At 64.2% G+C, this 19436-nt stretch carries 20 protein-coding genes; 7 read left to right on the forward strand and 13 right to left on the reverse strand.

Annotated elements, in window-relative coordinates:
* Positions 1 to 109 precede the first annotated feature (109 nt).
* Positions 110 to 664: a 16S rRNA (guanine(966)-N(2))-methyltransferase RsmD gene (rsmD, locus tag RX328_RS38005; protein WP_213248062.1), complete on the reverse strand. Its 555-nt coding sequence runs from the start codon at positions 662 to 664 to the stop codon at positions 110 to 112.
* A gap of 7 nt (positions 665 to 671) precedes the next feature.
* On the reverse strand, positions 672 to 2774 hold the full coding sequence (locus tag RX328_RS38010; RefSeq protein ID WP_213248060.1) for a pseudouridine synthase: 2103 nt from the start codon (positions 2772 to 2774) through the stop codon (positions 672 to 674).
* Between the two features lie 153 nt (positions 2775 to 2927).
* Between RX328_RS38010 and RX328_RS38015 the strand changes: the two genes are divergently transcribed.
* The gene (locus RX328_RS38015; protein WP_213248058.1) at positions 2928 to 3386 is read left to right on the forward strand and encodes a nucleoside deaminase; all 459 of its coding nucleotides are present in this window, start codon (positions 2928 to 2930) and stop codon (positions 3384 to 3386) included.
* A 152-nt stretch (positions 3387 to 3538) separates the two neighbouring features.
* On the opposite strand, the gene RX328_RS38020 is transcribed toward RX328_RS38015, so the two are convergent.
* Entirely contained in the window at positions 3539 to 4444 is a 906-nt protein-coding gene (locus RX328_RS38020) for an alpha/beta fold hydrolase (RefSeq protein ID WP_213248056.1), read from the reverse strand.
* 262 nt (positions 4445 to 4706) lie between these two features.
* Between RX328_RS38020 and RX328_RS38025 the strand changes: the two genes are divergently transcribed.
* On the forward strand, positions 4707 to 5939 hold the full coding sequence (locus tag RX328_RS38025) for an acyl-CoA dehydrogenase family protein (protein ID WP_213248054.1): 1233 nt from the start codon (positions 4707 to 4709) through the stop codon (positions 5937 to 5939).
* 140 nt (positions 5940 to 6079) lie between these two features.
* Here RX328_RS38025 and RX328_RS38030 read toward each other — a convergent pair whose 3' ends face one another.
* Positions 6080 to 6313 (reverse strand): hypothetical protein, encoded by a 234-nt coding sequence (locus RX328_RS38030; RefSeq protein WP_312017955.1) that lies wholly within the window; start codon positions 6311 to 6313, stop codon positions 6080 to 6082.
* 85 nt (positions 6314 to 6398) lie between these two features.
* On the opposite strand from RX328_RS38030, the gene RX328_RS38035 reads away from it, so the two are divergent.
* Together RX328_RS38035 and RX328_RS38040 are read left to right on the forward strand one after the other, a co-directional pair.
* Positions 6399 to 6758, forward strand: a complete 360-nt coding sequence (locus RX328_RS38035) for a VOC family protein (RefSeq protein WP_213248052.1) — start codon at positions 6399 to 6401, stop codon at positions 6756 to 6758.
* Between the two features lie 121 nt (positions 6759 to 6879).
* Positions 6880 to 7173: a GYD domain-containing protein gene (locus tag RX328_RS38040; protein WP_213248050.1), complete on the forward strand. Its 294-nt coding sequence runs from the start codon at positions 6880 to 6882 to the stop codon at positions 7171 to 7173.
* 93 nt (positions 7174 to 7266) lie between these two features.
* Here the strand turns inward: RX328_RS38040 and purD are convergent, their stop codons facing one another.
* Entirely contained in the window at positions 7267 to 8550 is a 1284-nt protein-coding gene (gene purD / locus RX328_RS38045; RefSeq protein ID WP_213248048.1) for a phosphoribosylamine--glycine ligase, read from the reverse strand.
* A gap of 169 nt (positions 8551 to 8719) precedes the next feature.
* Between purD and xseA the strand changes: the two genes are divergently transcribed.
* Complete coding sequence (gene xseA, locus RX328_RS38050) at positions 8720 to 10339, forward strand: exodeoxyribonuclease VII large subunit (RefSeq protein WP_213248046.1); 1620 nt, start codon at positions 8720 to 8722, stop codon at positions 10337 to 10339.
* On the opposite strand, the gene RX328_RS38055 is transcribed toward xseA, so the two are convergent.
* Positions 10336 to 11169, reverse strand: a complete 834-nt coding sequence (locus tag RX328_RS38055) for a dienelactone hydrolase family protein (RefSeq protein WP_213248044.1) — start codon at positions 11167 to 11169, stop codon at positions 10336 to 10338. The genes xseA and RX328_RS38055 overlap by 4 nt on opposite strands.
* A 187-nt stretch (positions 11170 to 11356) precedes the next feature.
* On the opposite strand from RX328_RS38055, the gene RX328_RS38060 reads away from it, so the two are divergent.
* Positions 11357 to 11584, forward strand: coding sequence for a DUF2093 domain-containing protein (locus RX328_RS38060; RefSeq protein WP_057842324.1), 228 nt, complete (start codon positions 11357 to 11359; stop codon positions 11582 to 11584).
* An 83-nt stretch (positions 11585 to 11667) separates the two neighbouring features.
* Here the strand turns inward: RX328_RS38060 and lpxK are convergent, their stop codons facing one another.
* The 6 genes from lpxK to RX328_RS38090 all read right to left on the reverse strand — a co-directional run bounded on the left by lpxK (position 11668) and on the right by RX328_RS38090 (position 17204).
* Entirely contained in the window at positions 11668 to 12669 is a 1002-nt protein-coding gene (lpxK, locus tag RX328_RS38065) for a tetraacyldisaccharide 4'-kinase (RefSeq protein WP_213248042.1), read from the reverse strand.
* Positions 12662 to 13966 (reverse strand): 3-deoxy-D-manno-octulosonic acid transferase, encoded by a 1305-nt coding sequence (locus tag RX328_RS38070; RefSeq protein WP_249726126.1) that lies wholly within the window; start codon positions 13964 to 13966, stop codon positions 12662 to 12664. Before RX328_RS38070 ends, lpxK begins: the two co-directional genes overlap by 8 nt.
* Positions 13959 to 14672: a lysophospholipid acyltransferase family protein gene (locus RX328_RS38075; RefSeq protein WP_213248040.1), complete on the reverse strand. Its 714-nt coding sequence runs from the start codon at positions 14670 to 14672 to the stop codon at positions 13959 to 13961. The genes RX328_RS38070 and RX328_RS38075 overlap by 8 nt, the downstream gene beginning before the upstream one ends.
* Positions 14669 to 14917 carry a DUF4170 domain-containing protein gene (locus RX328_RS38080; protein WP_108519953.1) on the reverse strand — a complete coding sequence of 83 codons (249 nt, stop codon included), beginning with the start codon at positions 14915 to 14917 and terminating at the stop codon, positions 14669 to 14671. Before RX328_RS38080 ends, RX328_RS38075 begins: the two co-directional genes overlap by 4 nt.
* Positions 14918 to 15007: 90 nt before the next feature.
* Positions 15008 to 15817, reverse strand: a complete 810-nt coding sequence (locus tag RX328_RS38085; protein WP_213248038.1) for an inositol monophosphatase family protein — start codon at positions 15815 to 15817, stop codon at positions 15008 to 15010.
* Positions 15804 to 17204, reverse strand: a complete 1401-nt coding sequence (locus RX328_RS38090; protein WP_213248036.1) for a TldD/PmbA family protein — start codon at positions 17202 to 17204, stop codon at positions 15804 to 15806. Before RX328_RS38090 ends, RX328_RS38085 begins: the two co-directional genes overlap by 14 nt.
* A gap of 273 nt (positions 17205 to 17477) precedes the next feature.
* Between RX328_RS38090 and RX328_RS38095 the strand changes: the two genes are divergently transcribed.
* Positions 17478 to 18005: a DUF6101 family protein gene (locus RX328_RS38095; RefSeq protein ID WP_213248035.1), complete on the forward strand. Its 528-nt coding sequence runs from the start codon at positions 17478 to 17480 to the stop codon at positions 18003 to 18005.
* Positions 18006 to 18499: 494 nt separating this feature from the next.
* Here RX328_RS38095 and ubiA read toward each other — a convergent pair whose 3' ends face one another.
* Positions 18500 to 19435 carry a 4-hydroxybenzoate octaprenyltransferase gene (ubiA, locus tag RX328_RS38100; RefSeq protein ID WP_213248034.1) on the reverse strand — a complete coding sequence of 312 codons (936 nt, stop codon included), beginning with the start codon at positions 19433 to 19435 and terminating at the stop codon, positions 18500 to 18502.
* Between the last annotated feature and the right edge of the window lies 1 nt (position 19436).

A 19436-nucleotide genomic window follows, 5' to 3' on the forward strand; every position in this document is an offset into this window, starting at 1 on the left:
GGGTGATCCAGTATTCCAGAGGCCTTAGAGTTTGAGCGGATCGGCCGCGGCGTACTGGATCGCCCGGTCAAGCCGGGCGATGACGGTTGTGGTTACCGAAGCAGCGCGGTCACCTGCCCCGCAAAAACACGAACTCCGTGTCATCATAGGCGCGCCGCTCTAATTCCTCGAATCCTTCAGGCGCCGCAAACGCCGCAGCCTTCGACTCCTCCACCACCACTAGCGCCCCCGACGTCAGCCAGCCGCCATCGCGGAGCGAGGCCAGTGCCTTCTCCGCGAGACCCTTGCCATAGGGTGGATCGAGGAACACCAGCGAGAACGGCTCGACCGGATGCGCCGGGCCGAGATTGGTGGCGTCGCGGCGATAGACTTTTGTCACGCCGCCGAGCCCCAGCGCCTCGACATTGTTGCGCAACAACGCGCGCGCTTCGGCGCCGTTGTCAACAAACAGCGTGAAGTTAGCTCCGCGCGATACCGCCTCGATGCCGAGTGCGCCGGTGCCGGCGAACAGGTCGAGCACGCGCGCGCCTTCGATCGGGTTCTCGTAAGCGTGGATCAGGATGTTGAACACCGACTCGCGCAAGCGATCCGCCGTCGGCCGGATCGCCTGCGATGATGGCGAGGCCAGATTACGGCCCTTCAATCGTCCACCGACGACACGCATCGCCCAACTACTCGTCCCGCGGCTTCAGGTCGCGCTTGCCGTGATAGCCGCGTCGCGGGCGGCGCGGCGGGCCGTAGCCGCTGGCCTCGTCCTCGTTGCGCGCGCGGGCTTCCTCGCTGCCGGTGCGCTGCACCAGCACGCGCCGACCTTTGCGGTCGGCGATCAGTGCGCTCTTGCCCGCGGGCTTAAACGGCTTCTTGCCGCGCGGCACATCGTCTTCCTCATCGGACTTCTCGCCCGGCATCGGCCGGTTGAAATCGGCGCCCGCGAGTGCAGCGATCTTCTCGCCGAGCTGCTCGCGCAGCACACGGGTCTTGACCTCCTCGACTTGGCCCTCGGCCAGTTCGCCGAGTTGGAAAGGCCCGTAGGAGACGCGGATCAAGCGGTTCACCTCGAGGCCGAGATGCGCCATGACGTTGCGGACCTCGCGGTTCTTGCCTTCGCGGATCGCGAACACCAACCAGACGTTGGCGCCCTGGTCGCGCTCCAGCGTTGCATCGATCGGACCGTATTTAACGCCGTCGACTTCGACGCCCTTTTTCAGTTCATCGAGCTGCGCCTGCGTGACCTCGCCGTGGGCGCGGACGCGATAACGCCTGAGCCAGCCGGTGTCGGGCAGCTCGAGCGCACGCGCCAGTCCGCCGTCGTTGGTCAGCAGCAATAGCCCCTCGGTGTTGAAATCGAGCCGGCCGACCGAGATCAGCCGCGGCAGGCCTTCCGGCAAATTGTCGAACACGGTCGGCCGCCCCTCTGGATCGGCATGCGTCGTCATCAGCCCGCGCGGCTTGTGATACATGAATAGCCGCGTGCGCTCGCGCGGCGGCAATACCTTGCCGTCGACGGCGATCACGTCATTGGCGGTGACGTCGAGCGCCGGCGAATTGATGACGCGGCCGTTGACGGTGACGCGGCCCTGCGTGATCCATTCCTCGGCATCGCGGCGCGAGGCCAATCCGGCGCGCGCCACCACCTTGGCGATGCGCTCGCCGGCCTTCTTCGGCTTCGACTCCGCGCGCGGCGCGCGCTTGTCGAAATCGGTTGGGCGCTCGCGATAAGCGCCGCGGCCGCCGAATGCCGGGCGTTTTGCGAAGATCCTGCTGTCGTCTTCATTGTCGCGACGGGGACGGTCGTCGCGCGACTCGCTGCGTGGATGTTCCTGCCAGTCAGTGCGGCCTTCCGGTCTTTGGCGGGGACGGTCGAATTTCGGGCGATCCTCGCGCGAACGCGAAAACCGCGGACGCTCGTCACCGCCGCGATCATCGCGCGGCCGGTCGAAACGGGGTTTGTCGAAGCTACGCCCGCCTTCACGTGAAGGACGGGAATCGCGTCCGCCACGGTCCTCGCGCTTCTGCCACGGTTTGTCCTCCCCTCGTTGGGGACGATCGCCAAAATCCTTGCGAGGACCGGCGCCCGGATGGCGCTGGCGATCCCCCGCACCACGAGAGAATTTCTTATCGCCGCCAAATTTCCTCTCGGACCGGTCGCCATCATGCGCAGGCCGCGCACGATAGGGACGATCTCCCTGGGGGCGGTCGCCATCCCTGCGGAAGCCCTCCCCGCGCGGCGCGTAGGGCCGCTTCTCGCCACCACCTTCGCGCGGCGCATAGGGGCGCTTGTCTCCAAACTTCTTCTCGGTGAAACGCCCGGCCGGACGCGCATCGTCACGTGCACGGCGTGGTGGTCGGTCATCGCGACCAAAGTTCGGCCGATCAGCGCGAGACTTGAACGAACGCTTCTCGCCTTCGCGGTCATCTCGCGGACGGAAATTCTTGCGCGGTCCACGCTCCGGACGATCTCCTTGCGGGCGATCCTCACGGTTGAAGCGTGGCCGGGATGCATCGCCAAAATCCCGGCGCGGCGGCCGGTCATCGTCGCGCTTGCCGGCGTAAGGCTTCTTGCCGAACGACTTTGCCCCCTCGGACTTCCCGGCATAGGGACGCCGCTCACCGCCGCGCTCGTCGCCATCCCTGGCGCCAAAGCCGCGTTTGGCAAACTTCTTCTCAGGCCCCCTCGCCGCCCCCGAGCGGCCCTTGCCGCCGCCGGCGCGGCCGCCGCCGGGCCGGTCACGCCGGCCGCGGGAATCGTTGTTTTTGTCATTATCGCGGGGCATGAATGTTCTCTTGGGTCTGAATAAAATGGCCATCAGGCGGATCAGGATGGGCTGTCATAGCGATAACGCGCGCGCACTTCGCTCAAGGCGCATTCTCACGCAAAACCGGCATCCACGTTTGCTGAAGGCGGCCCTCATAGCAGGTTTATTCCAATGATACGAGGCATGACTGCCCCTTCTTTCATGGATTTGGCGCTGAAAACGGCCGAAAACGCCGGAAAAGCCGGCGAAGTTCCGATCGGCTGCGTGATCGTGCGGGATTACGAGGTGATCGCTACCGCCGGCAACCGGACGCTGACCGATCGCGATCCGACCGCGCACGCCGAAATATTGGCGATCCGGCAGGCGGCCGAGGTCATCGGCACCGAGCGGCTGGTCGATTGCGACCTCTACGTCACGCTGGAGCCCTGCACGATGTGCGCCGGCGCGATCTCGTTTGCGCGGATCCGGCGGCTCTATTACGGCGCCGCCGATCCGAAGGGCGGCGCGGTGGATTCCGGGGTGCGGTTCTTTGCGCAGCCGACCTGCCATCATGTGCCGGAGGTTTACTCGGCGGTGGGAGAGAGCAAGGCCGCGGCGCTGCTGCGGGATTTTTTCAGAGAGCGGCGCTAAGTACGATCCCGCTATTCACCACCGTCGTCATCATCCGCGAAAGCGGATGATCCAGTATTCCAGCGACGGTAGTGATTGACCGCGAGGCCGCGGCGTACTGGATACCCGCCTTCGCGGGTATGACGAGCTTCATGTGCGGCGTGATCTCCGCCTCACGCCGCCAGAAAAAACTCCCTGAGCAATTTCGCCGTCGCTTCCGGATTCTCCTCCGTGAGAAAATGTCCGCTATCCACCGGCGCCCCCTCCACATTCGTCGCCCATTTCTTCCACGCATCGAGCGGCGTCGTCGCAGCAGGCGCGACCCCAGCATCGCCCCACAGCGCAAGCATTGGAATCGTGATCTTCTTGCCGGCGTCGAAATCGGCCTTGTCGATTTCGTAATCGGCATAGGCACCGGCGCGATAGTCTTCGCACATCGCATGCACGCGGGCGGGATCGCGGAATGGCGCGAGATAATGTTCCAGCGCGCGCGGATCGATGGCGTCAAGCGTCTTCGATTTGGTCTGGCTCGCCATCTTGTACCTGAGAAAAAATTCGCCATTGCTTGAGACCAGCGTCTCCGGCAGCGGATAGGGCTGCGCCAGAAACGCCCAGTGGTAGATCTTCAGCGCCGAAAGCCGGTTCAACTTCTCCCAATAGTCATAGGTCGGCGCGATATCGAGCACCGCGAGCTTCGACAGGCGGCCGGGATGATCGAGCGCCAGCCGGTATGACACGCGGCCGCCGCGGTCGTGACCCGCGAGTGCAAAATGCACGTGGCCGAGTTGCTCCATGGCTTCCACCATCACCTTCGCCATCGCGCGTTTGGTATAGGGCGTGTGGTTCCCATCGCTGCGGGGCATGTCCGACCAGCCATAGCCCGGCAGGTCAGCGATGATCAGCGTGAACTGGTCCGCCAGTTGCGGCGCGACCTGGTGCCACATCACATGCGTCGACGAAAACCCGTGCAGCAGCAGCAACGGCGGGCCGTTACCGCCAACACGGGCGAAGATGCGGCCCGACGAGGTGTTGATCCATTGGGCCGCGTATCTCGGAAACAGATCGGCAAGATCGGGCATCTTCGCACTCTCCCGTCATCCGCTGTCTGTCATCATCCGCCAACGGTCGCGCGAATGCGCGCCCGATGACAGGCTCCAGCGGATGATCCAGTAAACACCAGCGTCGCGGTCAACAACAGGCGCCGCAGCGTACTGGATACCCCGCCTGCGCGGGGTATGACAGTCTTGCTTCAAACTTTGTTTGTCGTTGCCGCTGGCAGATCGCAGGTTTATGCCATCCCTCAAGCCTGACCAACAACAACAAGACGCGAGGAAACCAGCGATGTCGATCGATTTCGAAATCCCGGCCGAAGCCAAGGGGATCCGCGAAAAAGTCCGCAAATGGGTGCAGGAGGAATGCATCCCCGCGGAGAAGGAACTGGATACCAAGCCGCTCGCCGAGGTGCTCGGACCCTTGCGGGCAAAAGCCCGCGCGCGCGGCCTGTGGTGCCCGTGGGTGCCGAAGGAGTATGGCGGCATGGGCCTCGGCCCGCTCGCCAACGCGCTGGTGCAGATGGAGCTCGGCGAGAGCATGCTGGGTGCGCTCTCGATGAACACGCAGGGGCCCGACGACGCCTCGATGATGACGATCCTCGCCCACGGCACGGAATACCAGAAGGAGAAGTTCCTTAAACCGCTGCTCAACGGCGACAAACGGATCTGCTTCTCGATGACGGAGAAGGCTGCCGGCGCCGACGCCACCGGCATGCAGACCACCGCCGTAAAGGATGACAACGAAAATTATATCCTCAACGGCGAAAAATGGTTTTCCTCCTCCGCCAGCGTCGCCGACATGGCGCTGGTGATGGCCAAGACCGATCCGAACGCGCCACGGCACAAGCAGTATTCCACCTTCATCGTGGAGTTGCCGAACCCTGGCTACAAGATCAAGCGCAACGTCGCCAACATGGCGATCGAGGGGCCGCATGACGATGTGCTCCACGGTGGCCACTCCGAAATCGAGATCATGGATTTGAAGGTGCCGGCCGACAATCTGCTCGGCGGCGAAGGCAATGGTTTTGCCATGGGCCAGCACCGCCTCGCCTACGGCCGCCTGCGCCACGGCATGCACAACGTCGCCAAGGCGCAGCGCGCGCTCGACATGGCAGCCGCCCATGTCACCAAGCGCTCGACCTTCGGCAAGCTATTGGCCGACCGGCAGGCGGTGCAATTCATGCTCGCCGATTGCGCCAGCGAGCTCTATATCGGCCGCCTGATGCTGCTGCACATCGCCTACAAGGCGGAGAAGGGATTAGACATCCAGCAGGAGAACTCGATCGCAAAGATCTTCCACGCGCACATGGTGCACAAGGTGATCGACACCGCGATCCAGCTCCACGGCGCGCTCGGCTTCAGCCAGGATACGCCGCTGGCGAAGTGGTACACCCAAGTGCGCTCGCAGCGGCTGGTCGACGGTCCGGACGAGGTGCACAAATGGAAGATCGGCAAGAACGTCATCAAGGCGTTCCGCGAGCACGGCACGACGGCAAGCGCCGCGGGTGGGGATTTGCTCTGAACGTCATTGCGTATGGTCGGCACAGGCGCTCTTGCGCCGTGCCCACCTTCTATCGGAATTGCGTCAGGCAACGGGAGCCTCTGATCGGGCGCTGATTTGCCTGACCTGTTGGTTTTTCTCTTCTTACGATTTGATGCCGGTTAGCCGTGCGTGAAGTCGCCATGTTTCAGGCCGAGCGCTTTGACGGCTGCCTCCGGAAGCCGGCCCCACGCTTCAACCTTCTCGTTTGGAGCCATGACAGCCGCAACAATTGCGACGGCCTTCTCCGGATCCTGTTCGGCCACAAAGTAGACCGACCGGATCGGCGGACCGCCTTCCAATGGGTGAGTTGTCACCAGTACGACCTGACCATCTGCCATATCCGAGTATATCACGGCCGTTATCCACGGCAGCTGTGGAATGTCGCTGACGAGACACCCACCTCATCTTTCAGGCCAATCTCTTCCCGGAAGTGCCATCATGATCGAGAGCATCAGCGCAATCACACTCGCCACCCACGATATGCAACGCGCCGTCCAGTTCTACCGCTCACTTGGGTTTGACATGCTGTACGGCGGCGAAGTGTCGTCGTTTACGAGCTTTCGGGCTGGGACCGGCTATCTCAACCTGATTGCCCAGCCTGATCAACGGCGCTGGTCCTGGTGGGGGCGCGTCATTTTCTACGTCACCGACGTCAATGCATTTTACGACCGAGCGCTGGCGGCGGGGTGCCGGCCTGCGACCGAACCCCGCGATGCCGAATGGGGGGAACGCTACTTTCATCTCATCGATCCCGATGGGCACGAGCTCAGCTTCGCGCGGCCTTTGCGGTCTTCATAAATCCTCCACCGAAACGGCCGGATAAGTCACGCCCGCTGACCTTTCCGATTCCGCCGGTGGCAGCGCTGCAGGTGCTGTGTCAAGCTCGGCGTCATCAGGGTTCTAACCGGGGAGGACGGCCATGGTAGCTTACGTCGTGTTGGCGAATTTCACGGATCAGGGGATCCGCAACGCCAAGGACTCGCCGAAGCGCGCGGAGGCCTTCAAAGCAATGGCGAAGACGTTCGGAGTGACTGTGAGGGAAATCCTCTGGACTCAGGGACGATATGACATTGTGACCATCGTCGATGCGCCAGATGAGTTATCCTTCATGTCGCTCACGCTGAGCCTCGGCGCGCTAGGCAACGTTCGCACCGAGTCGCTGCGGGCCTATTCCGCAGACGAGATGACAAAGGCCGTCGGCAACATGCTTTGACAATCGCGTCCGCTCCGCTGGCAGTGTGCAGCGAAGCCGCGTCAACTTACATTCGGCTGTCGCAGGGCACCGATTCCGTTTGCCGACTTTGCGTCAGCCCCTGCCCCGCTCCGCCTCCACCGCCTGCCAGGCGATGTCGCGGCGGCAGAAGCCATCCGGCCATTTGATGCGGTCGACGGCCTGATAGGCACGCTCTCTGGCCTCAGTGACGGTCTTTCCCATCGCGCAGACATTCAGCACGCGTCCGCCATTGGCGACAATGTCACCGTTCTTCGCCACCGTACCGGCGTGGAAGATTTCGACACCCTCGATCTTGGCGGCGTCATCGAGCCCGTCGATGTGCGTGCCTTTCTTGTAGTCGCCCGGATAGCCCTTCGCCGCCATCACCACTGTCAACGCGGGCTCGGGATACCAGCGCAGGTCGAAATGCTTCAGTTCGCCATCACAAGACGCCAGAAATGCCGGAACGATGTCGGACATCATTCGCAGCATCAGCACCTGGCATTCGGGATCGCCGAAGCGAACATTGTATTCGAACAGTTTTGGCCCCTGCTCCGTCAGCATCACGCCAGCGTAGAGCACGCCGCGAAACGGCGTGCCGCGCTTCTTCATGCCGGCGACCGTCGGCAGGATGATGCGCGCCATGATCTGGTCGTGAATTTCTGGCGTCACGAACGGTGTCGGCGAATAGGCGCCCATGCCGCCGGTGTTCGGTCCCTCGTCATGGTCGAACACGCGCTTGTGGTCCTGCGCCGAGGCGAGCGGGATCGCGGTGTCGCCGTCGCATAGTGCGAAGAAGCTGATCTCGCGGCCGGCGAGGAATTCTTCGATCACGACTTCGGTGCCGGCCGCGCCGAACGCGCCATCGAACATCATGGCGACGGCCGCCTCGGCTTCATCAAGCGTTTTGGCGACGACAACGCCTTTGCCGGCGGCGAGGCCATCGGCCTTGACCACAATCGGCGCGCCTTGCGCGCGCACATAAGCCAGAGCATCATCGGCGGTAGTGAAGCGGCCATAGGCGCCAGTCGGAATATCGAATTCGCGGCACAGGTCCTTCGTAAATCCCTTTGAGCCCTCGAGTTGCGCCGCCTGCTTGCTCGGACCGAACGCCTCGATGCCCCCTTTCGCGAGATCGTCGACGATCCCGGCGGCAAGCGGCGTTTCCGGGCCCACCACGACGAGATCCACGGCGTTGCTTTTGCAGAACTCGATCACCGCGCGATGATTCGCAACGTCGAGCGCGACGCATTCAGCTTCGCGCGCGATACCGGCATTGCCCGGCGCGCACCACAGTTTGGTCAGCAGCGGGGAAGCGGCGATTTTCCACGCCAAAGCGTGTTCGCGGCCGCCGGAACCGAGCAGGAGAATGTTCATTCGGAGTGCAGCCAAGTGGAGGGGTTGCCGGCCATTGCGCGACGGTTTAGCACGGCAGGAGCCCGCCGCAACAACGTGTCCATTCCCGTGTGGATATGTGCCCTGGCTCCCCCAACATGGCCTCGGCACCTTGCGGAAGCGCCGGAAAAGGCCGATTCTACGCCCTGATATGCCAGCAGAAAACCTGATCAACGCGCCCGAATTCACCGTCTCGGAACTGTCCTCCGCGCTGAAGCGGACGGTCGAGGACGCCTACGGCCATGTCCGCGTCCGCGGCGAAATCTCCGGCTTCCGCGGGCCGCACTCCTCGGGGCACTGCTATTTCGCGCTGAAGGACGAGAGCGCCAAGATCGAAGCGGTCATCTGGAAGTTCGCCCATGCCCGGATGCGCTTCAAGCCGCAGGAGGGGCTCGAGGTCATCGCCACCGGCAAGCTCACGACCTATCCGGGCTCGTCGAAATACCAGATCGTCATCGAGGCGCTGGAGCCCGCCGGGATCGGCGCGCTGATGGCGCTGATGGAGGAGCGCAAGCGGAAGCTCGCGGCCGAGGGCCTGTTCGACGAGGCGCGCAAGCAATTGCTGCCGTGGCTGCCGGAAGTGATCGGCGTCGTCACCTCGCCGACCGGCGCGGTGATCAGAGACATCCTGCACCGCCTGGAGGACCGGTTTCCCCGCCGCGTGCTGGTGTGGCCGGTGAAGGTGCAGGGCGACGGCTCCGCCGAGCAGGTTGCGGCGGCCATCCGTGGCTTCAACGCGCTACCCGAGACCGGACGAATCCCGCGCCCCGATCTCCTTATCGTTGCGCGCGGCGGCGGCTCGCTGGAGGATTTATGGTCGTTCAACGAGGAGATCGTGGTTCGCGCTGCCGCCGAGAGCACGATCCCGCTGATTTCGGCCGTTGGCCATGAGACCGATATCACGCTGATCGATTTCGCCGCCGACAAGCGCGCGCCGACGCCGACGGCGGCGGCCGAAATGGCCGTTCCCGTGCGCAGCGAATTGTTCGCCGAGGTGGAAAGCCTGGCGCGGCGCACGATGGTGTGCTGGCAGCGCGGCCAGGAGAGCCGCCGCAATGAGTTGCGCGCCGCCGCCCGCGCGCTGCCAGGTTTGAGCGAACTGCTCGCGATCCCAAGGCAGCGGCTGGACCATCTCGGCGCCGCCCTGCCCCGCGGACTGAAGGCGAATACGCACGCCCATCACCGCCGCTTTTCGCATCTCAGCGCCGGCCTGACCCTGAAGGTGCTGCGCGGACAGGTCGCGCAGGCGAACCACCGTCTCACGGTATCGGGCGAACGGATCAGGCTGTCCGCCCGCGCGTTGCTGCGCAACCGGCGCGAACGCTTTGCCGGGCTGGAGGTCAGGCTGAAGGCGTCAAAACTGTCCAACGCGCAGGCGCAGCGCAACGCCATTGCGCGCGACCGCGAACGCACGCAACGGCTGGCCGAGCGCGCCCGCCGCGCGCTCGAGACCGCGATGCAGCGTCTCGAGGCGCGGGTCGCCCATAGCGGGCAATTATTGTCGGCGCTGTCCTATCGCGGCGTGCTCGCCCGCGGCTTTGCCCTGGTGCGCGACGAACACGGCCACGCCGTCCATGCCGCCGCCGCGGTCGGGCCGAGCGCACGTCTGTCCATCGAGTTCGCCGATGGCCGCGTGGCGGCGACCGCGGATGCGGACCGGCCGGCCACGACGACTGCCCCCGCGAGCCCTGCCAAGCCAGGCCCGCGCGAGGCCAAACCGGCAGCGCCGAAGCGCGTGCCAAAGCCAGTCGATCAGGGAAGTTTGTTTTAGCGCGCCAGCCACTCGGCGACGCGCGCTTGCGCATCCGACCGCGCATTCGCGTCGGTGCCGATATGGCCGTGTTCGGGCAATGCGGCGTCGGCACCCGCGATCGCCCGCAGCGGAAGGTTGGCGCGGTCGAAGTCGTGAGCTGCGCCGGGATAGACCACGATCCGCGCCAGCGCGCTGCGGCCGCGGGCGCCATCGACCATCTGGCGGCAGGCCGATGGCGAACTGACGTCGTCCTTCGCGCCAATCAACAGCAGCGTCGGCACCCGCGTGCTCCAGCCGAGGCCGGAGGAGATTCGGCAATCCGGATAGAACGCGATGGCCGAGCGGAAATCCGGTTGAGTCCCGCGCGACGATGATTGCGGGCGCACCGCCCACAGCACCGCGCTGGCGCCGTTGGCCCACCCGAGCAGGCTGATGCGGTCGCGCGCGACCCAGGGCTGCTGCAACAGCCATTGCCGCGACGCGTTGACATCGGCCACCCGCTCGCGGCGGGCCAGCACACGGCGCTCCTTGACACGGCATTGCGGGTCGAGCTCGCGCGAACCGTAACTGTCCGGCAACAGCACGGCATGGCCGGACTTCAGGAGCTGCTCCGCCCAGTCACGGTAGCGCGGCAGCACCGGCTCGGATTGCCCGCTCAATCCGCCGCAGCCATGCAGCGCGATTACCGTGGGAAATGGGCCGTCACCATCAGGCTTATAGAGCTGCGCGCGGAGGGTCAGACCGGTCGCCGGGATATCGACCTGGCGCGGGGCCGGCAACGGCGCGGCACCAGCCGTGCAGGCCGCAGCAAGGAGCGTCAGGGATAGCGTTGCTGACAACAGGCGCATCGGTCTCTGTCGGATCGGTATGACGCTGCGAGCACAATAAAATTCACGCTATCATGCAGGTGGGCACAAAATCATCACAAGTAGGTGGGTTTCCGGGGCGGACAGTATGACCTATTTATGATAGGTCGAATCCGGAAAATAGACTTAAGGCCGCCCACGCGGGCGGGCCCCATCGGAGAGTTTGGCGGTGCTCAATAAATTCGGCCCCTCGGGCCATGGCGAAGCGCAGGTGCAGTATCTGGACGGCGATTTCCGCGTGATCTCGCCCGGAACCTACGTGCGCTGCGCCGTCACCGACGTGCGGATTCCGCTCGATGAATTGAAGTACTGGAGCGTCGATCTGCAGGAGGCCTATTCGGTTCCGGGCGCCGTACTGCAGCGACACTTTCCCGGCGCGCTGAAGACGCAGGGCTAGGATTGCTTCGTAGCCCGGATGAGCGCAGCGATATCCGGGGCCGGTGTCGCCTTCGTTCCCGGATTTCGCTGCGCTCATCCGGGCTACGATTCTTTCCTCTCGCGTGCCTTGAAGAGCCGGTCAGCGACGAATTTTCGCAGGCGCGCAGGATCGTCGAACTCTAATGTTACCGCGAACGGCACGATGTGCTGCGCTTGATCGCGCAGCCGCGCCAGATCCTTCTCCGTCGTCACCAATGTCAGCCCGTCGCGCCGAGCCTCGGTAATCAAGCCTTCGATCTCGGCTTGCGAATACGGATGATGATCGGCGAAGGCCTGCTGCCTGACGACATCGATGCCGCTGGCGCGCAGCGTGTTGAAAAACCGCACGGGATCGCCGATGCCGGCAAATGCCAGCACGCGCTTGCCCCGAAGCGCGGCGACCGGCGCTTCTTCCGGCTTCAGATGCGCGCGCAATACCGGCCTGCCCTGTGCGGCAATCTCGGCGGCCACGGGCTCGGCAGCGGTGCCGTTGCCGACAATGATCAGCGCGTCGGTGCGCGCCAGTTGCGGCCGCAGCGGCGCGCGCAGCGGGCCGGCGGGAAATACTTTCCCGTTGCCGATCCCGCGTTCGCTGTCGATCACGATCAGGGATGCGTCCTTGATAATCGACGGATTCTGGAAGCCGTCGTCCATCAGGATTACGGTCGCGCCTTGCGAGCGCGCCAGCGGCACGCCCTCGGCGCGTTTGCGCGACACCACGACCGGCAGATGGCCTGCCAGCATTAGCGGTTCGTCGCCGACATCGGTCGCCGCATGCCGCTCAGGATCGACCCGGACCGGCCCGCGCAATTCGCCGCCATAGCCGCGGCTGAGCACGACCGGGGTCTCGCCGAGGTCGCGCATGAGCTTCGCCAGCGCCAGTACGGTCGGCGTCTTGCCGGCGCCGCCAACGTGGTAATTGCCGACGCAGAGCACCGGAATGCCGGCATTCAATCCCTTGCGCTGCAGGCGCTGTGCGGCGATGGCGCCATAAAGCGCGCCGAGCGGTTTCAACAGATGCGAGTTGAGCGAGGACGGGCCGTGCCAGAAGCCCGGCTCACGCATTGCCGGTTCCCATCTCGATCCGCAACTGCAGCAGATACGGCTCGAGCGCAGAGAGCGTTCGCTCCAGCGCGCCGCCGAGCTGACCGACCACACGCTCGGATGCGGTGAGCACAGCTTCGCGCGCCTTGGGATCGGCGAGCAACTGCCCGAACTGCTTGACCAGCGCCTCCTGCGTATCGGCCCGCCGCGCGCCGCCTGCCGAATCGAGAGCTTCGTACACATCGGTGAAGTTGAAGACGTGAGGGCCGTGCACGATCGAGGCGCCGAGCTTGATCGCCTCGATCGGATTCTGCCCGCCATGCTCGACCAGCGATCCGCCCATGAACACGATTGGCGCCAGCCGGTAGAACAGTCCTAGTTCGCCCATGGTGTCGGCGACATAGATGTCGGTCGTGGCGGTGGGCAAGTCCTCGTGCGAGCGCAGGGTCGGATTGAGGCCTGATGCGGAGATCATGCTCGCGATGGCCTCGCCGCGATCGGGGTGCCGCGGCACGATCACCGTCAGCAGCCCCGGGAAGAATCCGGCGAGCGTCCGGTGGGTTGCCGTCACGATTTCTTCTTCGCCGGGATGCGTGGAGGCCGCGACCACCACCGGGCGGCCGCGTGTCATCGACATCAGCATATCCAGCTTGTTGGCGTCGGCCGGCGGCGCCGGAACATCGAGCTTGAGATTTCCCGTCACCATGACGTTGCGGCTGCCCAGCGCGGCAAAACGATCCGCATCGGTCTGCGACTGCGCCAGGCAGATGTCGAACTTGTCGAGCAGCGCCGAAATGGTGCCGGCGACCCGGCGCCATCGGGGAAACGAGCGCTGCGACATCCGTCCATTGATCAGCACCATCGGCAGCCGCCGCGCGGCGCTCGACAGAATTAGGTTTGGCCACAGGTCGGACTCGATGAAGAGCGCCAGCGACGGACGCCAATGATCGAGGAATCGCGCGACGTAGCGCGGCGAGTCGTAGGGGACATATTGATGGATCACGTCCGGGGGAAACCGCTTAGCGACGATCGCAGCCGAAGTTACGGTGCCCGACGTCAGGAGGATGCGCAGGTCCAGGGCCCGCAGCCGCTCGATCAGCGCCGCCGCCGCCAGCACTTCACCAACGCTGGCGCCATGAATCCACACCAGCGGCCCTGCAGGGCGAACATCGGCGCTCATGCCGCGGCGCTCGCCGACCCGCGCCGGGTCTTCCTTGCCGAGCTTCAAGCGCCGGTTGATCACCGCGGGTGCCAGCGGCACCATCGCGGATGATAGGCTCCGGTAGACGCGCAACGTCATCGGCAGCGAATTAGCCAAGAGCGGCCTCCGGACGCCCGACCGCCTTGTACGCGCGGCGGGTCGCTTCGTTCAGATAAGCTTCTACCTGAAGACGCAGCTTTTCCATAGTCTCGGCGTCGGCATCCGGCGGCACGTATACATGTTCAATGCCTACCACGGCACCGCGCCCGAATGGCAAATTGATGGTGGTGGAATCCCAGTTTTTCAACCTGATGAAGCGGCTGGTCACCATCGCAAACGGCATGATCGGGCGCCCGGACTCCCGCGCCAGCATGATAATGCCCAGCCCCACGACCCGCGCTCGTTTTGGCACGTCGGCGGTCGTGGCGACGTTCCACTTTTCTTCGAGCGCCTGCAGCATTTCCCGGAAGGCGCCGACGCCGCCCTTGCGGTGAAATGCTCCACCATGATCACCGGAACCTCTGATCGTGCCGATGCCGAGCCGCTCGGCGGCGATGGCGTTGAACTCGCCGTCGCGATGCCGCGAAATCAGGACCTTGGCGCGGTGGCTCTCCTTGGTCTTGATGAACGGCGTCATGAAATGCTGGCCGTGCCAGAACGCGAAGATCGCCGGCATCTCCGGCTCGACGATGTCATAGACGTTGGCCGGCTCGTAGCTGAAGCGGTTGGTCAGCCAGACCAGCCGCAAATATTCGGCCGCGAGCACACCCAGCGCGCGCTGAACCCAGGTGCTGCGCAGCAAATCGCGAAGGAACCGTTTCAACTGGAGGACTTCGTGTCTTGACCTGGGTCGAGCAGCCGGTGGAGGTGAACCACGAAGTAGCGCATGTGGGCGTTGTCCACGGTCTGTTGCGCCTTCGCCTTCCAGGCCGCGAGAGCGGATGCGTAATTGGGGTACACGCCGACGATGTCGACCTGGTCGAGGTCCTTGAACGTGACGTGTTCGAGGTCGGTCAGCTCGCCGCCGATGACGAGATGCAGCAATTGCTGCGGGGCACTATCTGGCATGATGGTCTTTCCTAACGAGGTGCCCGGCAAGCAAGTGTGATAGTGTGAATCGCGGTATCAACGGGATGATGTGAGGCACTTTCGACGGATTCAGGGCAACCAACGATCCCGGAAATGCTCGACAATGCGCGCATGCCGATCGTATCCCGCCGCCACCAGCACCCCGTGCACCACCTCCCGGCGATTATACTCAATCGCATCCCCCGAGAGCGCGGTCATTCTACCATTCGCTTCCTGCACGATCAAATTCGCCGCGGCAAGATCCCAATCGCGGCTCTGGCCGCCTGCAAAAGCGGCATCGAGACTGCCATCCGCGACCCGGCATAGCCGCAGCGCCAGTGATCCGATTCGCGGATGCAGCGTGATATCTTCGGGCGACGAACTCAGCCGCTGCACCAGTGGCTTTGGGCCGGCCATGCGGGAAAAATCCAACTCCGTTCCTGCGGATGCCCGGACCTGCCTTTCGTTCAGCGTGGTGCCTTTGCCTCGCACCGCGAAGAAGAATTCGTCGCTTGCGGGCGCGAACACTGCGGCCAGTACCGGGGTTGAGCCCGCGACCAGCGCCACGCTCACGCACCAGTCTTCGCGATGCGCGAGATAGGCGCGGGTGCCGTCGATCGGATCGACGATCCAGACCAGCTCCTTGCCCAGGCGCGTATCGTCATCGACGCTTTCCTCGGACAGCCAGCCATAATCCGGCGTCGCCGCCCGCAGCCGACGCTCGACGAGGTCGTTCACAGCCATGTCGGCCTCGGAGACCGGCGAGGAAGCGCCCTTGATCCAGTTCTTCAATTCGGTGCGAAACAGCGATAGCGCCAGCGCACCGGCTTCGCGCACGGTGTCCTTCAGCAGCGCGGCATCGCGCGCCCAGATCCGGTCGGCGGTATCAACGTCCGCCAAGCGTCAGCCCCTCGATGCGCAGCGTCGGCGCGTTGACGCCGTAGCGGAATTCCAGGTCGTTGGCGGGAACGAGCGATTTGAACATCGCCAGCAGGTGCCCCGCGATCGTCACCTCGCTGACGGGATAAGTGATCTCGCCGCTCTCGATCCAGAAGCCGGAGGCGCCGCGGCTGTAATCGCCGGTCACGCCGTTGACGCCGGAGCCGATCAGGTCGGTGACATAAAAGCCCTGCTTGATATCGGAGATCAGTTCCTTCGGCGTCATCGTGCCGGGTTCGAGATGCAGATTGTACGAGCCTGGCGACGGCGACGACGAGACGCCGCGATGGGCATGTCCGGTCGTGACCATCCCGAGCTCGCGCGCGGTGGCGCAGTCCAGCAGCCACGTGGTCAGCACGCCCTCATCGATGAGCGCAAGCTTCTTCACTTTGACGCCCTCGGCGTCAAACGTCTGCGAGCGCAGACCGCGGACACGTAAGGGATCATCGATGATGCGGATGTTCTTCGAAAACAACTGCTCGCCGAGCTTGTCCTTGAGGAAGCTGGTCTTGCGCGCGATCGAGGCGCCGTTGATAGCGCCGACGAGATGGCCAACCAGCGACCCCGAGACGCGGGGATCGTACACGACAGGCACCTTGCAGGTTTCGACCTTGCGCGGATTGGACCGAGCGACGGTACGCTCGCCTGCCCTGCGGCCGACGCTTTCGGGAGAATCGAGATCGGACGCGTGCGGGGCCGAGGTGAAATCGTAGTCGCGCTCCATGCCGGTGCCTTCGCCCGAGATCGCGGTCACCGAGATGCCGTGGCTGGAGCGCAAATAGGAGCCGTGGAAGCCGGTCGAGGTCACCAGCACCATGCCGCCGATGCCGCTCGAGGCGGACGCGCCGCCCGACTTGGTGACGCCTTTAACCGCAAGGGCCGCGGCTTCCGCTTCGACAGCGCGCCGCTCGAGTTCACTCGTGGTCGGAATATTACGGTCGAGCAGATCGAGGTCGGCGAACTCGCGCGCCAGCAGCGAGGGGTCGGCCAGACCGACATACTTGTCGTCGGGCGCGACGCGGGCCATCGCGACCGCGCGCTCGGCGAGCTTGGCGACGCCATCGCCGGAAATATCGTTGGTCGAGACCACCGCCTGGCGCTGGCCGACCAGCACGCGCAATCCGACGTCGTCGCCTTCAGAGCGCTCGGATTCCTCGACCCGGCCATCGCGCACTTCGACGCCTTGCGAAACCCCGCGCACCGCAACGGCATCCGCGGCATCCGCCCCGGCACGCTTGGCGGCCTCGACCAGCCGCTGCGCCAGCGTCGAGAGCGCCGATTGGTCGAACAGGTCAGAAGTTGCGGGGGTCTTCGAAAGCGGCGAAGCCGTGGATGGTGAAGAGTTCACAAACAAAATCCCTGACATTGAAGGGTTCGGACGCCGACCGGCAAGGCTCTGAGATGTGCCTGATTCACAGGGATTTCAAGCATTTTGCGACGCCAAATACCAAACATTTTCGGCATCGCCGCAAGGTCTCGTCAATCATGTGAGCCAAGGTCTTGTCAATCATGCTGGCGGGTGACTTCTCCTTAACCAGGCTTTTTAAGGCGAAACGGAAATCGCTCGGCTAAGGTCTCGCGTATCGACCGGGAACATAATCCCGGCGGGGAGATGAGAGCCGTGAGGCGTCAAACAGCAACAAGCGGGATCAATCCCGCCGGGTCGAGCCGTTCACTGCGGCTCGACCCTCTTTCTCTGCCGCTCAGCTTCCATGCGCACGACACCCGTGCGGACGGCGGCGTGCGCAGGATCGAACTTCACCGCGAGCGTGTCGTGCTGCACCGTGCCGTCCAGGGCATGCGGATGGCGATCAACGTCCGCGTCAGCGATTTTCTCGGTGTTGCACTGCGTGGTCTCGATGACGACGCACAGATGCTGGTGCTGGCGCATCGCGATCCGTCGTTAAATATTCCCTTGTGTGTGAGCTCCGACGACGAGGAGATCGCCTCCGCCTGGCAGATGTGGAGCGACATCTTCGCGCTGCCGCTACTCACGGAAGATGACGATCGCGAACCAGCCGCCCGCCGCCGACGCCACAACGCGATCCGCGCCCGCCGCCCGAAATTCCTGGTGCGCCGCCGCCTCGGCAATCTCACCACTACCGAGACCGTTCATCGCGACGAACGCGAGATCATCGCGCGGGATTGAATTTGGACGCTTCAGTCGCCGCACAATGACTGTCATCCTCCGCGCATGCGGGGGATCCAGTACGCTGCGGCTTATCGGTTTAATCACTGCTGTCTCTGGAATACTGGATCGTCCGCCTTCGCGGACGATGACGACTGAATATGAGGCGGGGGATGACGACTGAATACGACTTCGCGATCTCGCGACGTGTCTTGCCCGAGGTTTGCTCTTTACTTCCCGCCCTCTCTCAAACAGAGGGCGCAGGGAAGACCGGGTGCTGGCTGCACCCGCGGTCTCGTGTGCGATTTTGATTCCTGGGCTTGACGCGATTTCTGAAAATCAGAAGTGATTTGCCCGTCGTGCCAATTGGTCGCAGCCGCGCATTGAATTTTCGCTTGTGCGCGCGGCAAATCAGTATTGGAGCTGTAGGGTGCGCAAAGCGGAAGCGCGCCCACCATCATGAAGCGTGCTCGGTGATAGATGGTGGGTACGGCGCTATCGCGCCTTTGCCCACCCTACGCGATCGAACGCATCACCGCATCCGCGAGCAATCCGGCAAACAGCAGCAGCCCTGCGTCGCGGTTGGACTTGAACAGGCGCAGGCACAGCGCAGGATCGCTGATATTCAATCGCCCGATCTGCCAGGCCAGATGCACAGCGAACGCGATCAGCCCGATCCAGGCCGGCCAGCGCGCGCCGCCCAGAAACAGCGCGATGCCAATGAGCACCACGGCGAGCGAATAAAGCACCGAGAGCGCAAGATGGGTGCGCGCGCCGAACAGGCGCGCGGTCGACTTGATGCCGATCAGCGCGTCGTCCTCGGTGTCCTGATGGGCGTAGATAGTGTCGTAGCCGATCACCCAACTGATCGAGCCGGCATAGAGGACGAGCGCGGTGAGATCGATCCGGCCGAACGTGACCGCGAATCCCATCAGCGCGCCCCAGGAGAACGCCAGCCCCAGCACGACCTGCGGCCACCACGTGATGCGCTTCATGAAGGGATAGACCGCGACGATGACCAGCGAGGCGATGCCGGTCAGAATCGCAAAGCGGTTGAACTGCAAGAGCACCACAAGCCCAATCAGCGCCTGCAGGACCAGGAAGGCGAACGCCTGCGTTACGCTCACCTGGCCGGCGGGCAGCGGGCGGGACCGCGTGCGCTCGACGCGGGCGTCGAGATCGCGGTCGGTGATGTCGTTCCAGGTGCAGCCCGCGCCACGCATGACGAAGGCGCCGATGAAGAACAGCACGATCACGAGCGGCAATTGCGAGATGTCGCGTGCGACGCCGGCGGCCAGCGCCGCCGACCACCAGCACGGCATCAGCAACAGCCACGAACCGATCGGACGGTCGAAACGGGAAAGCCGTAAATAGGGCCGCGACCAGGACGGCGCGCGCGTATCGACCCAGTTGCCGGTCGCGTCGGCAACGCGGGCGGTCGCGTCGCTCATC

This window comes from Bradyrhizobium sp. sBnM-33 (assembly GCF_032917945.1).
Taxonomy (GTDB): Bacteria; Pseudomonadota; Alphaproteobacteria; order Rhizobiales; family Xanthobacteraceae; genus Bradyrhizobium.

Coding starts and splice junctions, on each gene's coding strand:
- xseA (WP_213248046.1), top strand. CDS start 8,720: ATGCCAGCAGAAAACCTGATCAACGCGCCCGAATTCACCGTCTCGGAA.
- RX328_RS38035 (WP_213248052.1), top strand. CDS start 6,399: ATGATCGAGAGCATCAGCGCAATCACACTCGCCACCCACGATATGCAA.
- RX328_RS38020 (WP_213248056.1), bottom strand. CDS start 4,444: ATGCCCGATCTTGCCGATCTGTTTCCGAGATACGCGGCCCAATGGATC.
- ubiA (WP_213248034.1), bottom strand. CDS start 19,435: ATGAGCGACGCGACCGCCCGCGTTGCCGACGCGACCGGCAACTGGGTC.
- rsmD (WP_213248062.1), bottom strand. CDS start 664: ATGCGTGTCGTCGGTGGACGATTGAAGGGCCGTAATCTGGCCTCGCCA.
- lpxK (WP_213248042.1), bottom strand. CDS start 12,669: ATGCGTGAGCCGGGCTTCTGGCACGGCCCGTCCTCGCTCAACTCGCAT.
- RX328_RS38025 (WP_213248054.1), top strand. CDS start 4,707: ATGTCGATCGATTTCGAAATCCCGGCCGAAGCCAAGGGGATCCGCGAA.
- RX328_RS38010 (WP_213248060.1), bottom strand. CDS start 2,774: ATGCCCCGCGATAATGACAAAAACAACGATTCCCGCGGCCGGCGTGAC.
- purD (WP_213248048.1), bottom strand. CDS start 8,550: ATGAACATTCTCCTGCTCGGTTCCGGCGGCCGCGAACACGCTTTGGCG.
- RX328_RS38015 (WP_213248058.1), top strand. CDS start 2,928: ATGATACGAGGCATGACTGCCCCTTCTTTCATGGATTTGGCGCTGAAA.
- RX328_RS38040 (WP_213248050.1), top strand. CDS start 6,880: ATGGTAGCTTACGTCGTGTTGGCGAATTTCACGGATCAGGGGATCCGC.
- RX328_RS38055 (WP_213248044.1), bottom strand. CDS start 11,169: ATGCGCCTGTTGTCAGCAACGCTATCCCTGACGCTCCTTGCTGCGGCC.
- RX328_RS38080 (WP_108519953.1), bottom strand. CDS start 14,917: ATGCCAGATAGTGCCCCGCAGCAATTGCTGCATCTCGTCATCGGCGGC.